Raw genomic sequence first — 15632 nt, forward strand, 5'->3', positions numbered from 1 at the left:
TCAAGCATACTTGAGGTTTTATCGTTGACAGGTGATCCGAGAGACAGCTGCGACCGCCCCCACGCCCACTCCCGTCGGAGAGGGGCTCAAGGCGGCCTTCCGAACCCACCCGTCCGGTGTCGCGATCATCACGGCGAACGTCGATACCGGCCCCGTCGGGCTCACGGCATCCAGCGTCGCGTCGGTGGCCGTGGATCCCGCGGCGATCATGTTCTCGGTGACGCGGGCAACAGGCAGCGCCGGAGCGCTCCTCGCCGCCGACACGTTCGTCGTGCACCTCATCGACGATGCGCACGTCGACCTCGCCCAGGCGTTCGCGACCAGCGGCGCCGAGCGTTTCACCGCGGAGCAGGGCTGGCGCACCCTGTCGACCGGCGAACCGCACCTCACCGCGGCCAGGGCCGCACTCCGCAGTCGCGCGCTGCAGACCGTCCCCGTCGGCTCGTCGACCGTCGTCATCGCCGAGGTCCTCGAGGTCCTCGACGGTCCGCTCGGCCGACCAGTGGTCTACTTCGATCGCCGCTTCCACGCGCTGCCCGCCGCCTGATCCGCGACCGCGCGGCGCGCGCGCTCAGTCCTCGGTCGGCTCGAGCGCGGCGAGTTCCTCCGCCTTGCGATAGCGCCGGTTGCGCAGCCCGAGGACGATCGCGGCGAGCAGCGCGGCCAGGACGGATGCCGCCAGGATCGCCACCTTGCCGTGGTCGTAGTGCGTGCTGCCCTCGTCGAAGCTCAGCTCCGAGACGAGCAGCGACACCGTGAACCCGATGCCGCCGAGCACGCCGACTCCGGCGATGTCGATCCACCGCAGCGACGGATCGAGGTTGATCCGCCTGATCCGGGTGATCAGCCAGGTGGCGACCGTGATGCCGAGCGGCTTGCCGACGACGAGGCCGATCACGATGCCGATCAGCACGGGGTCGCTCAGCGCCGACAGAAAGCCCTCAGGGCCACCGATCGCGACACCGGCCGAGAAGAACGCGAACACGGGCACCGCGAATCCGGCGGAGAGAGGGCGGAAGCGGTGCTCGAAGAGCTCGGCGAGGCCCGGCCCGGCATCCTCCGACCGATCCGCCTTGCGGTGCAGCACCGGGATCGTGAAGCCGAGCAGGACACCGGCGATCGTCGCGTGGACGCCGGAGGCGTGCATGAGCGCCCAGGCGACGAAGCCGAGCGGCAGCAGGATCAGCCAGGCGGCGGCCGGGCGCACATGGAAGAACTGTCGGAAGCGCTGCGCGACGACGCCGTAGACGGCGATCGTGACCAGCGCGAGCAGCAGCGGCATGATCTCGATCGACTCGGTGTAGAAGATCGCGATGATGCCGATCGCGATGAGGTCGTCGACGACGGCGAGGGTCAGCAGGAAGATCCGCAGAGCGCTCGGCAGGTGCGATCCGATGATCGCGAGCACGGCGACGGCGAACGCGATGTCGGTCGCCGTCGGGATGGCCCAGCCGTGCGCCTCGCTCGATCCGACACCCACCACGGCGATGTACAGCAGGGCGGGAACGGCGACGCCGCCGATGGCCGCGACCACCGGGACGATCGCCGTACTGGGGGAACGCAGGTCACCCGCGACGAACTCGCGCTTGAGTTCGAGACCGACCAGGAAGAAGAAGATCGCCAGCAGTCCGTCGGCCGCCCACGCGCCCAGCGACAGCTTCAGATGCCATGGCTCGTAGCCGATCTCGAAGTCGCGGATCGCGAAGTACGACTCAGCCAGCGGGGAGTTCGCCCAGATCAGCGCGATGGCGGCGAAGGCGACGAGCAGCATGCCGCCGACCGTCTCCTTGCGGAGGATCTCGGTGATGCGGCGGGACTCAGCGCGGGATGCCGAGGGGAAGATGGTGCGGAGGCGAGAGGCAGAGCGCGACATCGGCGCCTTTCTGGTCGTGAACGGGGCCGTCGACCAGGCTTCCCGACACTCCGCATCCCATTCTAGTCGAAGGGCGGTCGGCTGACCTGTCGAAACGTCAGCGCAGCTGCGCGAAGCGCTCGACCTCCCTGGTCGGTCCGACGACCAGCACCGTGTCACCGTCGCGGAGCACTGTGTCGGCCTGTGCGTTGCGCCACTCGCCGTCGGCGCTGCGATAAGCGGCGATCGTCACGGCATGCGTCTTGCGAACAGCGCCCTCGGCGAGGGTGATGCCGTGCAGGAACTGCGGTGCCACGGTCTTGACGACGGCGCAGCCCTTGTCGATCTCGAGGTAGTCGGCCGCGGCTCCGCGGACGAGGTGCGCGACGCGGCGCCCCATGTCCTTCTCGGGGTAGATCACCTTGTGCACCCCGAGTTGCGCGAGAACGGCGCCGTGCTGCTCCTCGACCGCTTTCGCCCAGATCACCGGGACGTTCAGCTGCAGCAGGAGGGATGCCGTGAGGATCGACGCGGTGATGTCGCTGCCGATCGCGACCACGACGCGGTCGAACTCGCCGATCGCCAGCTGCTGCAGCACGTCGAGCCTGGTCGAATCGGCGCGCACGACTTGGGTCAGTGCGCCGTTGAGCGACTGGACGACGGCCTCATCGGCATCCACACCGCTGAGCGATGCCGGTATGAACCACAAGAGGGCACACTACGGGAGCATTCCGGCGCTGTTCCCGGTCCTAACGGGATCCATACAGCGCGCTCATCACCCCGCGTCCGCGCCGACGGAACGACGTGCGTTCGAGTGCACGGCCTGCACGCGCGCGCAGGCCGCGCACTCGACGCGATGCCGCTCGCTCGCGGAGGGCGTCAGCCCACCAGGTCGGCGACCAGCGCGGCGATGCGGTCGCGGATCTCGTCGCGGATCGGGCGCACCGACTCGATCCCCTGTCCGGCCGGATCGTCGAGCTCCCAGTCCTCGTAGCGCTTGCCGGGGAAGAACGGGCACGCGTCGCCGCATCCCATCGTGATCACGACATCGGATGCCTGCACGGCCTCGGTGGTGAGGACCTTGGGAGCCTCGGCGGTGATGTCGATGCCGAGTTCGGCCATGGCTGCCACCGCGATCGGGTTGATCTGCTCGGCGGGCATGGATCCGGCGGAGCGCACCTCGACGCGGTCGCCCGCCATGTCGCGGAGGAACCCGGCGGCCATCTGGGAGCGTCCGGCGTTGTGCACACAGACGAAGAGGACGGAGGGCTTGGTGGTGGGTTCGGTCATCGTTTCTCCTGATCGAAGGGGATGGGTCAGCCTGTGAGGTCGTCGACGAGGATGCGCACGCGGTCCGCGATGTCGTCGCGGATGGCGGCGACGCCTTCGGTGGAGGCGAGCGCCGGATCTCCGACGGCCCAGTCGTCGTAGCGGACGCCGGGGATGATCGGGCAGACGTCGCCGCATCCCATCGTGATGACGACGTCCGCTGCGCGGACGGCATCGTCGGTGAGCGGCTTGGGGAAGCGCTCGGCCGCGAGCTCACCCTCGATCTCCGCGAGGATCGAGCGCACGTGCGGGTGGATGACGTCCGCGGGGCTGGACCCTGCGGAGCGCGCGACCACCTTTCCGCCGGCCATCTGATTCACCAGCGCTGCGGCGAGCTGCGACCGCCCGGCGTTCGCGACGCACACGAACAGCACCTGCGGCACCGACGCGTCGCGGTCGCGGGTGAGGTCCGCCAGGCGCTGACGAGCAAAGCGCTCGGTCAGCGGGACGAGCGCGGAGTGCACGCGCGCCGTGCGGGCGAGTGCCGTATACGACTCGCGGACGATCGTGAGGACGACGTTCGGATCGAGGTCCGGGACCTCGACGGAGAGCTCGTTCGCCAGGCGCGTGATCCGCGCGTCGAAATCGGGACGGCCGGCATCCTCATCGGCATCGCTCCAGGGTGCCACGGTCGCGGGAGCGAACGAGTCCAGAAGAGCGGTGACCGCACCGCGGCGGTTCGGGTTGATCCGGTACCAGACCCAGGTGCCGCGGCGCTCCGACGTCAGCACGTCGACGTCCTTGAGCACCTTGAGGTGATGCGACACGGTCGGCTGCGAGACCTCGGCGAGTTCGGCGAGATCGCACACGCACGATTCGCCGCGGGGATCGGAGGCGATGGCCGACAGCATCCGCAGCCGCAGCGGATCCGACAGGGCCTTCAGCGTGGAGGCGACGGATGCCGCGGCATCCGCACCGATGGCATGGGTGGCGACCGGGCTGCAGGTGTCCTCGACGGTCGGCGCGACGTTCATGACGGCATCCTCTCTGCGGTGTACGGATCGGTGTGGAACCAGCGCCGCGCCGTCCAGAGCGAGACGTAGACGAGTCCGACGAGCACAGGCACCTCGATGAGGGGGCCGACGACGCCCGCCAGCGCTTCACCCGACGTTGCACCGAACGTGCCGATCGCGACGGCGATCGCGAGCTCGAAGTTGTTGCCCGCGGCGGTGAACGCCAGTGTCGTGGAGCGCGCATAGCCGAGACCGAGCGCCCTGCCGGTCAGGAGCCCGGCGAACCACATGATCGCGAAGTAGGCCAGCAGCGGCACCGCGATGCGCACGACATCCCACGGGTGCTGCGCGATCTGGTCTCCCTGCAGTGCGAACAGCAGCACGATCGTGAACAGCAGACCGTACAGCGCCCACGGTCCGACGCCGGGGAGAAAGGCCTCCTCGTACCATTCGCGACCCTTGCGGCGCTCGCCGAGGTAGCGCGAGGCGAATCCCGCGACCAGAGGGATGCCGAGGAAGATCAGCACGTTGAGGGCGATCTGCCAGACCGAGATCTCGAGCCCCTGGGTATCCAGGCCCAGCCAGCCGGGAAGGACCGTGAGGTAGAACCAGCCGAGCAGCGAGAAAGCGATCACCTGGAAGACGGAGTTGATCGCGACGAGCACCGCCGCGGCCTCCCGGTCGCCGCACGCGAGGTCGTTCCAGATGACGACCATGGCGATGCAGCGTGCGAGTCCGACGATGATGAGCCCGGTGCGGTACTCGGGCAGGTCTGGCAGGAACGTCCACGCGAGCGTGAACATCAGCGCTGGTCCGACCAGCCAGTTCAGCACCAGCGACGGGATCAGGAGCCTCTTGTCGCCGGTGACGGCGGCGACCTTGTCGTAGCGGACCTTCGCGAGCACCGGATACATCATCACGAGCAGCCCGATGGCGATCGGGATCGAGATCCCGCCGACCTCGAGGGCGGCCAGCAGGCCGGAGAGTCCAGGGACGAAACGGGCCAGCAGGAGGCCGGCGACCATCGCCAGGCCGATCCAGAGCGGCAGCCAGCGGTCGAGCGTCGACAGCTTCCTGGTCGCTGGGGTGGTGGTCGTCGCGGTGGTCATGCGAAGACCTCCTCGGCCTCGGGCAGAGCGGGACCGGCGTTCTCGAGAGCGGCCAGGTAGTGCTGGGCATCCTGCGCGGCGGCGCAGCCGGTTCCGGCTGCGGTGATCGCCTGGCGGTAGGTGTGATCGACCAGGTCGCCGGCTGCGAAGACGCCGGCGACGCTGGTGCGGGTCGAGGGGTGGTCGACGAGGACGTAGCCGTCCTGGTCGGTGTCGACGAGGCCCGCGATGAGTTCGGAGCGCGGGTCGTGCCCGATCGCGATGAACGCACCGGTCGCCGCCAACTGGCGCTCGTCGCCGGTCACCGTGTCGCGCAGCGTGACCAATTCGAGCTTCTCGGCGCCGTTGAGGCGCGCGATCTCGCTGTCCCAGGCGACCTCGATCTTCGGGTGATCCAGCACGCGCTGCACCATGATCTTGGAGGCGCGGAACTCGTCACGGCGGTGCACGATCGTCACCTTGGCAGCGAAGCGGGTCAGGAACAGGGCCTCCTCCATCGCGGAGTCGCCGCCACCGACGACGACGATCTCCTGCTCGCGGAAGAAGAAGCCGTCGCACGTGGCGCACCAGGACACGCCGTGGCCGCTGAGGCGCTCCTCATCGGCGACGCCGAGCTTGCGGTAGGCCGATCCCATCGTCAGGATGACGGCGCGGGCGCGGAAGGTCTCTCCTGAGCCGGTTTCGATGGTCTTGATAGGCCCTTCGAGATCGACCTGAATCGCATCGTCCAGGAGGATGCGGGCGCCGAAGCGCTCGGCCTGCGCGCGCATCGACTCCATGAGCTCGGGGCCCTGGATGCCGTCGACGAAGCCGGGGAAGTTCTCCACCTCGGTCGTCGTCATGAGGGCGCCGCCTGCCGTGACGGACCCGGCGAGCACGACGGGCGCCAGCCCGGCGCGGGCCGCGTAGACGGCTGCGGTGTAGCCCGCAGGGCCGGGGCCGATGATGGCCAGCTCAACCTCTTGAATCGACATGTGTCTATATTGACATCGATCGAATCAATCGGCAACCCTCGTCGAAGGAGTTCACCGATCGGCTACCTCGGGTCGTGAGGATGAGCAAGACCCGCTGAGCTGAAAACGAAAGAGTCGTCATGTCCCGGCCTAAGACCGTGCTGTTCATCTGCACCCACAACGCCGGGCGCTCGCAGCTCGGCGCCCATCTCCTCTCGCACGTCGCCGACGACCGGCTCATTGCGACCAGCGCGGGGGTGAGTCCTGCGGACGAGATCAACCCCGCTGTCGCCGCATCGTTGCAGGAGCTCGGCATCGATACCTCGGCGGCCCAGCCTCGCGCCGTCACGGCCGACGACCTGCAGAACGCGGACGTCGTCGTGCTGATGAAGCCCGGACTCGCTCTGCCAGGGCCCGTCGCCGGCGAGCTCGTCGAGTGGTCGTTCCCCGACCCGTCCAACTGGGAGGCGGACGGCGTGCGCGGGCTCCGCGACGCCGTCGCGGATCGCGTTCGCGGTCTCGCGGCCCGCGTCGTCGGCTGACGGCTCCGCGCGTCAGCCGACGTTTCGCCGCGTCAGCCGACGGCGACCGGTCGCGCGCCGATCTGCAGTACGGTCGGTGCTGCGCAGCAGCTGCCGCCGTTCTCGTCGAAGTCGCCCGATCCGCCGCACACTCCGGTGTCCGGCAGGACGAGTTCGCTGCGGGCGGCCGCCTCGTGGTCGCCAGCGAGGTGCGCTGCGATGCTGCGCACCTGCTCGTATCCCGTCAGCGCGAGGAAGGTCGGCGCGCGTCCGTAGGACTTCACGCCGGTGATGAAGAAGCCCTGCTCTGGTTGCGCGAGTTCGCGTGCGCCGGTCGCCGAGACGGATCCGCAGGAGTGGATGTTGGGGTCGATCTCGGAGGCGATTCCCGCGACGGCTTCCAGCGCGGGGTCGAGATCGATGCGCAGTTCCCGCAGTATCTGCGTGTCGGGGCGGAACCCGGTGAGCGCGAACACGTGCGACACCTCTGCGACCTCGCGCCCGTCCTCGGCGGCGATCGTCAGGTCGTTGCCGACAGCGCGGAACGCGGCGACGCGGAATCCGGTGACCAGGTTCACAAGGCCCTCGTCGATCACCTTGCGGGCGCGGGAGCCGAGTGCCGCGCGCTCCGGAAGCTCATCGGCGGCTCCGCCACCGAAGACGTTCGTCGCGCTGCCGCGGCGCAGCAGCCAGGTGACCCGCGTTCCCGGCGACCGTCGGGCCAGCTCGCCCAGCCGGAGCACGGCGTGGGCCGCGGAGTGGCCGGCGCCGACGACGACCGCGTGCGAGCCGGCGAACTCGGACGCGTCGTCGGGGATGCGGTACGAGATCCGCTCGGATGCCTCCGCCTCACCGAGTGCGGGGAAGCCATCGGCGCCAGCGGGATTCGGGAGGCCCCACGTGCCGCTCGCGTCGATCACGGCGCGGGCGCTCAGCCGGCTCTCGCTGCCGTCGGCGTGACGGAGGTGCACGACGAACGGCTGACTCCGGCGACCGCCGTCGACGACCTTGTCGCGACCCTGACGCGAGATTCCGGTCACGGTCGCGCCGTAGGTGATGCGATCGCCGAGGGCATCGGCGAGCGGTGCGAGGTACTCGCTCACCCACTCGGCGCCGGTCGGATAGCCCGAGGCCGGTGCGCTCCAACCGGTCGCTTCGAGCAGGCGTCGTGCCGCGGCATCCGTCAGCTCTGGCCATGCCGAGAACAGGCGGACGTGACCCCACTCGGAGACGGCGGCGGCCGGCGTGCTCCCGCGTTCGATGACCGTGACGGGGATGCCTCGCTCGGTCAGGTGTGCGGCGGCGGCGAGACCCTGCGGGCCTGCTCCGACGATGGCGACGGGCAACTCGGACATCACATCTCCTCGGATCGAGAAACGTCAATATGAAGACTGTTGCGCACCTATCGAAGAATGTCAATACGTGGCAGACTGGGGGCATGGCGCTCCCCGTGACGATCGAAGCCCGCACCTGCTGCATGCCGCGCGTCGCCGATGTGCTGTCGGTCGACGAGGCGACGGAGGTCGCTCGCGTCTTCAAGGCGCTGGGCGACCCCACCCGCGTGCGCCTGCTCTCGCTGATCGCCGCGGGCGACGGCGGCGAGGCGTGCATCTGTGATCTGATCGAGCCCGTCGGCCTGTCGCAGGGGACGGTCTCGCACCACATGAAGCTGCTCGCCGACGCCGGCCTCGTGACCAGGGAGCAGCGCGGCCGATGGGCCTACTTCCGGCTCGTTCAGCCCGCACTGGATGCCGCGGCCGACGCGCTGCGCGCCTGAGCCGCGCCTCCTCAGCGCCGCTTCACCGGCAGATCGATCGGGCCGGTCACCGAGAGCTCGTCCTCCCAGCACTGGATGCCGGTGACCTCCGGCATCCTGGCTCTGGTGAAGACGGGATCCAGGCCCGCCTTTCGCTGCTGCGAGTAGTCCTTCAAGAGTTTGAAGGCGACGCCCGAGAGCAGAGCGATGGCCACCAGGTTGATCAGTGCCATGATGCCCATGATCCCGTCGGCCGTGTTCCAGATGAGATCGGCCGACGCGATCGAGCCGAGGAACACGACCGCGACGACGACGAAGCGGAACGTGGTCAGCACTGCCGGTTTCGTGTTGAGGAACTCGATGTTCGCCTCGCCGTAGTAGTAGTTGCCGAGGATCGAGCTGAACGCCAGCAGGAAGACGATCACGCTCAGAAGCACGTTCGACCAGGGGCCGAGCGCGCTGACCAGGGCGTTCTGCGTCAGCGAGATGCCCTGCTCGGCGTTCATGAGATCCGGTGTCGACACGAGGACGATGAAGGCCGTGATGGAGCAGACGAGGAACGTGTCGAAGTAGACCCCGAGCGTCTGCACCAGGCCCTGCTTGACCGGGTGTGTGACGGCGGCGGTCGCTCCCGCGTTCGGGGCCGAGCCGAGGCCAGCCTCGTTCGAGAACATGCCGCGCTTCGCACCCACCATGATGATGGCGCCGATCGTACCGCCGGCGACCTCTTCAGTGCCCCAGGCCTGAGTGTAGATCGATGCGAACACTGCGGGCAGCTGATCGATGTGGATCCCGACGATCACGAGCCCGAGGATCAGGTAGAGCAGTGCCATCGCCGGGACGACGGCCTGCGACACGGAAGCGATCCGCCGAACACCGCCGAACACGACGAGCCCGGTCAGGATCGCGAGCACTCCACCGACCACCCAGGGGATCCATCCCACTTCGCCGCCGAAGCTGCCGGACAGCGTGGCGCTGATGGTGTTCGCTTGCAGGGAATTGAACGCGAGCGGGAAGCACAGGATCAGCACGATCGCGAACAGGATGCCCATCCACCGCGCCTTCAGACCGTGCTGCATGTAGTACGCCGGTCCGCCGCGGAAGCCGTCCTTGTCGCGCACTTTGTACGCCTGCCCGAGGGTCGACTCGATGAAGCTCGAGGCGCCGCCGATGAACGCCATGGTCCACATCCAGAACACCGCACCGGGGCCGCCGATCGCGATCGCCGTGCCGACACCGGCGATGTTGCCCACACCGACGCGCGAGGCCGCCGAGATGGTGAACGCCTGGAACGCCGACACCGACTGCGGCTCGCCGTTCGCGTCTCGCGGCGTCTTGTCCGTGAGCGTGCGGAACATCTCCGGGATCATCCGGAACTGCACCACGCCGGAGCGGAGAGTGAAGTAGACGCCGAGAAGGACGAGCACGGGAAGAACGATCCAGGTCCAGAGCTTGTCGCCGTAGTCGAGCACGAAATCGTTCAGAGCGTCCATCGGCCCAGTATGTCGGTCGGCATGCCGTCGTGGCCAGAGGCCCGGCCGGAATCGCGGCGAACGGAGGTCGCGTCAGCCGGCCGACAGCAGCCGGGAGGTCGTTCCCCGCACGATGAGCTCGTACGGCAGTTCACCGTGAGAGCCCGTCGGGGCGGCATCCTCGAGACCGGAGAGCACCGCGGCGGCGGCGAGCTCGCCCTGCCCGATCGGGAACTGGTCGACCGTCGTCAGACGGAAGAACTCACCGAGTTCGTGCCCGTCGATGCCGACGATCGAGAGGTCCTCAGGGACGCGGAACCCCAGGTCGCGCGCCGCGAGGATCGCTCCGATCGCCATCTCATCGGATGCCGCGAACACTGCCGTGGGGCGCGGACCCGGCCGCCCCAACAGTTGCTTGGCCGCACGGTAGCCCCCCTCGACCGTGAAGTCTGCGGGCTCCAGGAAGAGCGGATTCAAGGGGATGCCGGCATCCGCCAGTGCCTTCTCGAACCCCTGCCGGCGCTGGGTCGGGATGTGGAAGTCGAGGTCGAACTCCGGGTTCGCGCCGATGTGCGCGATGTCGGTGTGCCCGAGACCGAGCAGGTGCCTGGTTGCGAGCTCGGCGACGGCGACGTCGTCGACCGTGAGGGTGTCCAGGCGCGGGTTCGGTCCGCCGATCGCGATGACAGGAAGGCCGAGGCTCAGCAGCTGACTCGTCTCGTCGTCGTCCAGCTCGATCGAGACCGCGATGATCGCGTCGACGCGCTGGCGGCGCAGCGCGGTCGAGAACACCTCACGGCGCACATCCCGGTCGGCGGTGATGTTGTAGAGCGTGATGTCGTAGCCGTGGCGCATGAGCGCGCTGGAGACGCCGGACAGCACGGTGCTGAAGAACCAGCGGTCGAGGAAGGGCACGACCACACCGATGTTGCGGGTCCGCCCAGAGGCCAGCGACGACGCGCGCGACGATACGACATAGCCGAGCTTGTTCGCCGCGGACAGCACGCGCTCGCGGGATGCCGCAGACACGTGCCCGCGGCCGCTCAGAGCGCGCGACACCGTCGCTGTGGAGACTCCGGCCAGCTGGGCGACCTCGTCGATGCTCGTCATCGTGCAATCTCTCGTTCAGGATCGCGAGACGTGCGTTGCGGGATGAGACGTACGTTGCGTGGGTACGTCTCACCCCGCAGGTCACTGCTCGCGGGCGATCGTGCCGCTTCGGCGGTCAGGCGACGGTGTACCAGGCGGCGGTGTCGACCGGGAGGGTCGTACCCTCGAACGGCTGGCTGCGCACGACGAAGGTCGTGCCAGCCGGCAGCTCGATCGGCGCCGTCCCGAGGTTCACCGCGACGTGCAGGTCGCCACGGCGGAAGGCCACAGCATCCGGTCCGAGGTCCTCCCAGACCAGCGTTCCCGAACCCAGATCGTGCTCGCGGCGCAGACGCAGCAGCTGCTTGTACAGCGCGAGCGTCGACGTCGGGTCGTTCTCCTCGGTGGAGCGGGCGTACGCCGCCCACTCGTCCGGCTGCGGCAGCCAGGAGGCGCCGGTCTCGTTGAAGCCGAACGCGGGGGCGGTGGCGTCCCAGGGCAGCGGCACGCGGCATCCATCGCGCCCGTAGCGCTTGCCCTCGGTGCGGAACCAGGTCGGGTCCTGACGGAACTCGTCGGGGATCTCCATGGCCTCGGGAAGCCCGAGCTCCTCACCCTGGTAGATGTACGACGAGCCGGGCAGCGACAGCATGAGCGTCGTCGCGGCGCGGCCGCGGGCGAGCCCGATCGCGGTGTCCGGCTTGTTCGGGGTCAGCGGGCCGATGCCCTCGCCCTGCGGGTTGTCGCCCGTGAGCGCGAGCCGAGTCGCATGGCGGACGACGTCGTGGTTCGAGAGCACCCAGGTGCTGGGGGCCCCGACCTTGCCGAACTCGTCCAGCGACTCGCGGATGACCTCGCCCAGCTGCTTCGCATCCCACGGGGTCATCAGGTAGGGGAAGTTGAACGTCTGATGCATCTCGTCCGGGCGTACCCAGAGGGCCGTCTTCTTCAGCGTGGGAAGCCAGGCCTCGCCGCACAGCGCGCGGTCGCCGTCGTACTCGCCCAGCACCTTGTGCCAGTCGCGGTAGATGTCGTGGACCTCGTCCTGGCCCCAGTAGGGCACGTTCTCCTCGCCACCCCCCATGGAATCGGCGTCGGCGACCGGAGCGTAGTCCGGCAGGCCGGCCTCTTTGGCCATGCCGTGCGCGACGTCGACGCGGAAGCCGTCGACCCCGCGGTCCAGCCAGAAGCGCAGGATGGAGCGGAACTCCTCGCGCACCTCTTCGTTGGTCCAGTCGAAGTCGGGCTGGGTCGCGTCGAAGATGTGCAGGTACCACTGCCCCGGCGTGCCGTCCAGCTCGGTGATGCGCTCCCACATGCCGCCGCCGAAGACGCTCTCCCAGTTGTTCGGGGGCAGTTCGCCGTTCTCGCCCTTGCCGTCGCGGAAGACGTAGCGGGCGCGCTCCGGGCTGCCCGGTGCGGCCTTGAGCGCCTGCTGGAACCAGACGTGCTGGTCGGAAGAGTGGTTCGGGACGAGGTCGACGATGACGCGGATGCCGCGGGCGTGCGCCGCTTCGAGCATCGCGTCGAAGTCGGCGAGCGTGCCGAACAGCGGGTCGACGTCGCGGTAGTCGGCGACGTCGTAGCCGGCGTCGCGCTGCGGCGACGTCATGAACGGGCTCAGCCAGATGGCGTCGATGCCGAGTTCCTGCAGGGACTCGAGGCGGCTCGTGATGCCGGGGAGGTCGCCGATGCCGTCACCCGATGCGTCCGCGAACGACCGCGGGTAGATCTGGTAGATCACGGCGCTGCGCCACCACTCGGCTCCGGGTGCGGCGGACTGTTCAAGCTGAGTCATGCGAAGAGCCTACTGCAAGCGCTTACAGTTTTGCGAGCGTCTGTGCGCCGCAGGTCACTCGCGCACCAGGTTGATCGGCTCGTCACCGGCCAGCATGCGCTCGATCTGGGTGCGGACCAAGCGGGCGATGCGCGGGTGCATGGCGTCGGAGGACCCGCCGACGTGCGGCGCGATCAGGATGCCGGGGAGGCTCCACAGTGGGTGGCCGTCGGGCAGCGGCTCTGGGTCGACGACGTCGATCGCGGCGCGGATGCGTCCTCGACGCGCATGATCCACCAGCGCGTCGGTGTCGACGAGAGCACCGCGCCCGACGTTCACGACGAGGGCGCCGTCCGGGAGGGCGGAGAGCGCGGCGTCGTCGATGGTGTGGCGCGTCTCGGGCGTGTACGGCAGCCCGAGGATCACGATCTCGGCATCCGGCAGCAGCGTGGGAAGTTCATCGATCGCGTGCACGTCGACGGAGCCGAGCGTCTCGTGCTCGACCGTGCGCGCGCTGCGCGCCACGACGGTGAGCGCGACCTCGAAGCCGACGAGCCGCTCGGCGATCGCCTGACCGACGCCGCCGAATCCGATCAGCAGCACCCGCCGGTCGGCGAGGCCGGGGGACCACAGCCGTTCCCAGGCGCCGCGGTCCTGCGATCGGACGAACTCGGGGATGTGCCGCTGTGCGGCGAGGGCGAGCGCGAGCGCCTGCTCGCCGGTCGCCGTCTCGTGCACGGTCGCCGCGTTCGCGAATCGGACGCCGGCCGGGATCTTGTCGATGACGCTCTCGTACCCGATCATCTGCCCTTGGATGAGGCCGATCTCCACATCGGCGAGGGCATCGAGCGCCTCTCCGGTGTTCATATACGGTGGCACGACGATGTCGAGGTGCGCGTGCGGCGCGGGGCTCTGCATGTCCCACACCAGGACCTCGACTCCGTCGGGAATCGGGGCGAGGTCGTCGACGAGGCGGGCGGTGGGAACGGTGACGATGAGACTCACGGTGCGAGCCTATCCTCGGGCGTCCGACACGGAGTAGCGTCGGGGTCACGCTTCGACGTGAGGATGCCGAGATGATTCCGGAGATCAACTACTGGGCCGTGCTGCTGGCGACCGCGTCGAGCATGGTAGTCGGTTCGATCTGGTACGCCCCGAGCGTGTTCGGCAAGCGCTGGGCCAGGCTCGCGCATGTCGACCTGGAGAATCCGTCGCGCGGGGCGCTCTGGCCGATCGTGACGACGATCCTCGTGAGCTTCGGCACCGCGTGGGTGCTCGCCGGCGCGGCCGCGATCGCCTGGCACTTCTACCAGGGCTCGTTCTTCGCTGCGACGTTGGTGACCGCGATCATGCTGTGGGGCGGATTCACCGGTGCGCGGTTCATCACGCACGACGCGTTCGAGGGGCGACCCACGCAGCTGACCACGCTGAACATCGCTCACGAGCTCGTGACGATCGTGATCATGGCGGTCATCATCGGGGTGTGGCCGCCGCCGCTCGGCTGACGCGCGCCGGGCGGCCCGATCGCATCATCCCGGGTACGCCTGCACGACGCGGGTACACCTGCACGGTCGGATCGGCGGATGCATCGTGCAACTGTTCCCTGATCGTGCAACTGTCCGGGCGGGCGGATGCCGCAACCGGGTGTTCCCTGGTCGTGCATCCGTCCCGGGTGGACGGTTGCCGCAGCCCGATCCCTAGGCGGCGACGCGGGCGACCGCGGCGATCGCGCTCGTGAAGAAGTCCAGACCGTCCACACCGCTGCGCATCGCCGAAGCGGTGTCGGGGCCGAAGCCGGGCTCGGTGGCGTGCTCGGGGTGCGGCATGAGACCGACGACGTTCCCCGCCTCGTTCGTCACGCCGGCGATGTCGCGCAGCGATCCGTTCGGGTTCACACCCGCATAGCGGAAAGCGACGAGTCCCTCGCCCTCGAGACGATCCAGGGTCTCCTCGGAGGCGATGTAGCCGCCTTCGCCGTTCTTCAGCGGGATGACGATCTCCTGGCCGCGGCGGAACGCGTTGGTCCAGGCCGTGTCGGAGTTCTCGACCGTCAGCTTCTGGTCGCGGCGCACGAAGTGCTGGTGGTCGTTGCGGATCAGGCCGCCGGGCAGCAGGTGCGCCTCGACGAGCATCTGGAATCCGTTGCAGATCCCGAGCACGGGGAGGCCCTTCGCCGCGGCATCCTTGACCTCGGTCATGATCGGCGACAGGGCCGCGATCGCACCGGAGCGCAGGTAGTCGCCGTAGCTGAATCCGCCGGGCAGGACGAGCGCGTCGACGCCCTCGAGATCGTGTGACCCGTGCCAGAGCGCGACCGGTTCGGCTCCGGCGAGGCGCACGGCGCGCTGGGCGTCGCGGTCGTCCAGCGAACCGGGGAACGTGATGACCCCGATCCGGATGCTCATTCGACGACCTCGATGCCGACGACGTCCTCGATCACCGAGTTGGAGAGAACGTCCTCGGCTACGCGCTTCGCCTCGGCGAGCAGTTCGTCCGTGACCTCGCCCTCGATCGTGAGCTCGAAGCGCTTGCCGATGCGGACATCGCTGAAGCCCTCGACGCCCGTGCGCGCGAATGCGCCGGCGACGGCCTTCCCCTGGGGGTCGAGCAGTTCGGACTTGGGCATGACGTCGACGACGATGGTGGGCATCTGGATCCTCCTGGCGGCCGCAGGCCGCTGCTCTCGGTCGTTGAGCGACGAGCGTGCCGAGGAGTCGAGACGCCAGAAGTCGCGGGAAGGCGGGCATCGCCCAGTCTACTGGCCCCGCGGGCCGGGCATTGCGGGAAGACGCTGACGCGCAGGCCGCAGCGGGAAGACGCT

At 68.9% G+C, this 15632-nt stretch carries 17 protein-coding genes; 4 read left to right on the top strand and 13 right to left on the bottom strand.

From position 1 onward, the window contains the following. Positions 1–31: 31 nt before the first annotated feature. Positions 32–547 carry a flavin reductase family protein gene (locus tag ACWAT3_RS10785; RefSeq protein ID WP_460798311.1) on the top strand — a complete coding sequence of 172 codons (516 nt, stop codon included), beginning with the start codon at positions 32–34 and terminating at the stop codon, positions 545–547. A 24-nt stretch (positions 548–571) separates the two neighbouring features. Here ACWAT3_RS10785 and nhaA read toward each other — a convergent pair whose 3' ends face one another. From nhaA to trxB, 6 genes are all read right to left on the bottom strand, one after another. Further along, a complete protein-coding gene (gene nhaA, locus ACWAT3_RS10790) occupies positions 572–1873 on the bottom strand; it encodes a Na+/H+ antiporter NhaA (RefSeq protein ID WP_460798313.1) in 1302 nt (433 codons plus the stop codon). A 97-nt stretch (positions 1874–1970) separates the two neighbouring features. Beyond that, complete coding sequence (locus ACWAT3_RS10795; protein WP_460798315.1) at positions 1971–2561, bottom strand: potassium channel family protein; 591 nt, start codon at positions 2559–2561, stop codon at positions 1971–1973. Positions 2562–2731: 170 nt separating this feature from the next. Next, positions 2732–3142, bottom strand: a complete 411-nt coding sequence (locus ACWAT3_RS10800) for an arsenate reductase ArsC (protein ID WP_460798317.1) — start codon at positions 3140–3142, stop codon at positions 2732–2734. A 26-nt stretch (positions 3143–3168) separates the two neighbouring features. Further along, positions 3169–4155, bottom strand: coding sequence for a metalloregulator ArsR/SmtB family transcription factor (locus ACWAT3_RS10805; RefSeq protein ID WP_460798318.1), 987 nt, complete (start codon positions 4153–4155; stop codon positions 3169–3171). Beyond that, positions 4152–5243: an ACR3 family arsenite efflux transporter gene (gene arsB, locus ACWAT3_RS10810; RefSeq protein WP_460798320.1), complete on the bottom strand. Its 1092-nt coding sequence runs from the start codon at positions 5241–5243 to the stop codon at positions 4152–4154. The genes ACWAT3_RS10805 and arsB overlap by 4 nt, the downstream gene beginning before the upstream one ends. Next, entirely contained in the window at positions 5240–6217 is a 978-nt protein-coding gene (gene trxB / locus ACWAT3_RS10815) for a thioredoxin-disulfide reductase (RefSeq protein ID WP_460798322.1), read from the bottom strand. The genes arsB and trxB overlap by 4 nt, the downstream gene beginning before the upstream one ends. Before the next feature lie 119 nt (positions 6218–6336). Here trxB and ACWAT3_RS10820 point away from each other — a divergent pair, with 119 nt between their 5' ends. Next, on the top strand, positions 6337–6738 hold the full coding sequence (locus ACWAT3_RS10820) for an arsenate-mycothiol transferase ArsC (protein WP_460798323.1): 402 nt from the start codon (positions 6337–6339) through the stop codon (positions 6736–6738). A 32-nt stretch (positions 6739–6770) separates the two neighbouring features. Here ACWAT3_RS10820 and ACWAT3_RS10825 read toward each other — a convergent pair whose 3' ends face one another. Further along, a complete protein-coding gene (locus ACWAT3_RS10825) occupies positions 6771–8072 on the bottom strand; it encodes an FAD-dependent oxidoreductase (RefSeq protein ID WP_460798325.1) in 1302 nt (433 codons plus the stop codon). An 83-nt stretch (positions 8073–8155) separates the two neighbouring features. Here ACWAT3_RS10825 and ACWAT3_RS10830 point away from each other — a divergent pair, with 83 nt between their 5' ends. Next, on the top strand, positions 8156–8494 hold the full coding sequence (locus ACWAT3_RS10830) for an ArsR/SmtB family transcription factor (RefSeq protein WP_460798326.1): 339 nt from the start codon (positions 8156–8158) through the stop codon (positions 8492–8494). A gap of 11 nt (positions 8495–8505) precedes the next feature. On the opposite strand, the gene ACWAT3_RS10835 is transcribed toward ACWAT3_RS10830, so the two are convergent. The 4 genes from ACWAT3_RS10835 to ACWAT3_RS10850 all read right to left on the bottom strand — a co-directional run bounded on the left by ACWAT3_RS10835 (position 8506) and on the right by ACWAT3_RS10850 (position 13816). Beyond that, positions 8506–9966, bottom strand: coding sequence for an alanine/glycine:cation symporter family protein (locus ACWAT3_RS10835; protein WP_460798328.1), 1461 nt, complete (start codon positions 9964–9966; stop codon positions 8506–8508). A gap of 72 nt (positions 9967–10038) precedes the next feature. Beyond that, positions 10039–11055, bottom strand: a complete 1017-nt coding sequence (locus tag ACWAT3_RS10840; RefSeq protein ID WP_460798329.1) for a LacI family DNA-binding transcriptional regulator — start codon at positions 11053–11055, stop codon at positions 10039–10041. Between the two features lie 115 nt (positions 11056–11170). Further along, positions 11171–12832 carry a glycoside hydrolase family 13 protein gene (locus ACWAT3_RS10845; protein ID WP_460798331.1) on the bottom strand — a complete coding sequence of 554 codons (1662 nt, stop codon included), beginning with the start codon at positions 12830–12832 and terminating at the stop codon, positions 11171–11173. 54 nt (positions 12833–12886) lie between these two features. Then, positions 12887–13816 carry a 2-hydroxyacid dehydrogenase gene (locus ACWAT3_RS10850; RefSeq protein WP_460798332.1) on the bottom strand — a complete coding sequence of 310 codons (930 nt, stop codon included), beginning with the start codon at positions 13814–13816 and terminating at the stop codon, positions 12887–12889. A gap of 71 nt (positions 13817–13887) precedes the next feature. On the opposite strand from ACWAT3_RS10850, the gene ACWAT3_RS10855 reads away from it, so the two are divergent. Continuing rightward, positions 13888–14316, top strand: a complete 429-nt coding sequence (locus ACWAT3_RS10855) for a DUF1761 domain-containing protein (protein ID WP_460798334.1) — start codon at positions 13888–13890, stop codon at positions 14314–14316. Positions 14317–14508: 192 nt separating this feature from the next. On the opposite strand, the gene purQ is transcribed toward ACWAT3_RS10855, so the two are convergent. Together purQ and purS are read right to left on the bottom strand one after the other, a co-directional pair. Next, a complete protein-coding gene (gene purQ / locus ACWAT3_RS10860) occupies positions 14509–15210 on the bottom strand; it encodes a phosphoribosylformylglycinamidine synthase subunit PurQ (protein WP_460798580.1) in 702 nt (233 codons plus the stop codon). 2 nt (positions 15211–15212) lie between these two features. Then, on the bottom strand, positions 15213–15461 hold the full coding sequence (purS, locus tag ACWAT3_RS10865; RefSeq protein WP_460798335.1) for a phosphoribosylformylglycinamidine synthase subunit PurS: 249 nt from the start codon (positions 15459–15461) through the stop codon (positions 15213–15215). Between the last annotated feature and the right edge of the window lie 171 nt (positions 15462–15632).

The organism is Microbacterium sp. GXF0217 (assembly GCF_054798195.1).

Coding starts and splice junctions, on each gene's coding strand:
- purS (WP_460798335.1), bottom strand. CDS start 15,461: ATGCCCACCATCGTCGTCGACGTCATGCCCAAGTCCGAACTGCTCGAC.
- trxB (WP_460798322.1), bottom strand. CDS start 6,217: ATGTCGATTCAAGAGGTTGAGCTGGCCATCATCGGCCCCGGCCCTGCG.
- ACWAT3_RS10835 (WP_460798328.1), bottom strand. CDS start 9,966: ATGGACGCTCTGAACGATTTCGTGCTCGACTACGGCGACAAGCTCTGG.
- ACWAT3_RS10820 (WP_460798323.1), top strand. CDS start 6,337: ATGTCCCGGCCTAAGACCGTGCTGTTCATCTGCACCCACAACGCCGGG.
- ACWAT3_RS10825 (WP_460798325.1), bottom strand. CDS start 8,072: ATGTCCGAGTTGCCCGTCGCCATCGTCGGAGCAGGCCCGCAGGGTCTC.
- arsB (WP_460798320.1), bottom strand. CDS start 5,243: ATGACCACCGCGACGACCACCACCCCAGCGACCAGGAAGCTGTCGACG.
- ACWAT3_RS10830 (WP_460798326.1), top strand. CDS start 8,156: ATGGCGCTCCCCGTGACGATCGAAGCCCGCACCTGCTGCATGCCGCGC.
- ACWAT3_RS10845 (WP_460798331.1), bottom strand. CDS start 12,832: ATGACTCAGCTTGAACAGTCCGCCGCACCCGGAGCCGAGTGGTGGCGC.
- ACWAT3_RS10805 (WP_460798318.1), bottom strand. CDS start 4,155: ATGAACGTCGCGCCGACCGTCGAGGACACCTGCAGCCCGGTCGCCACC.
- ACWAT3_RS10855 (WP_460798334.1), top strand. CDS start 13,888: ATGATTCCGGAGATCAACTACTGGGCCGTGCTGCTGGCGACCGCGTCG.
- nhaA (WP_460798313.1), bottom strand. CDS start 1,873: ATGTCGCGCTCTGCCTCTCGCCTCCGCACCATCTTCCCCTCGGCATCC.
- ACWAT3_RS10800 (WP_460798317.1), bottom strand. CDS start 3,142: ATGACCGAACCCACCACCAAGCCCTCCGTCCTCTTCGTCTGTGTGCAC.
- ACWAT3_RS10840 (WP_460798329.1), bottom strand. CDS start 11,055: ATGACGAGCATCGACGAGGTCGCCCAGCTGGCCGGAGTCTCCACAGCG.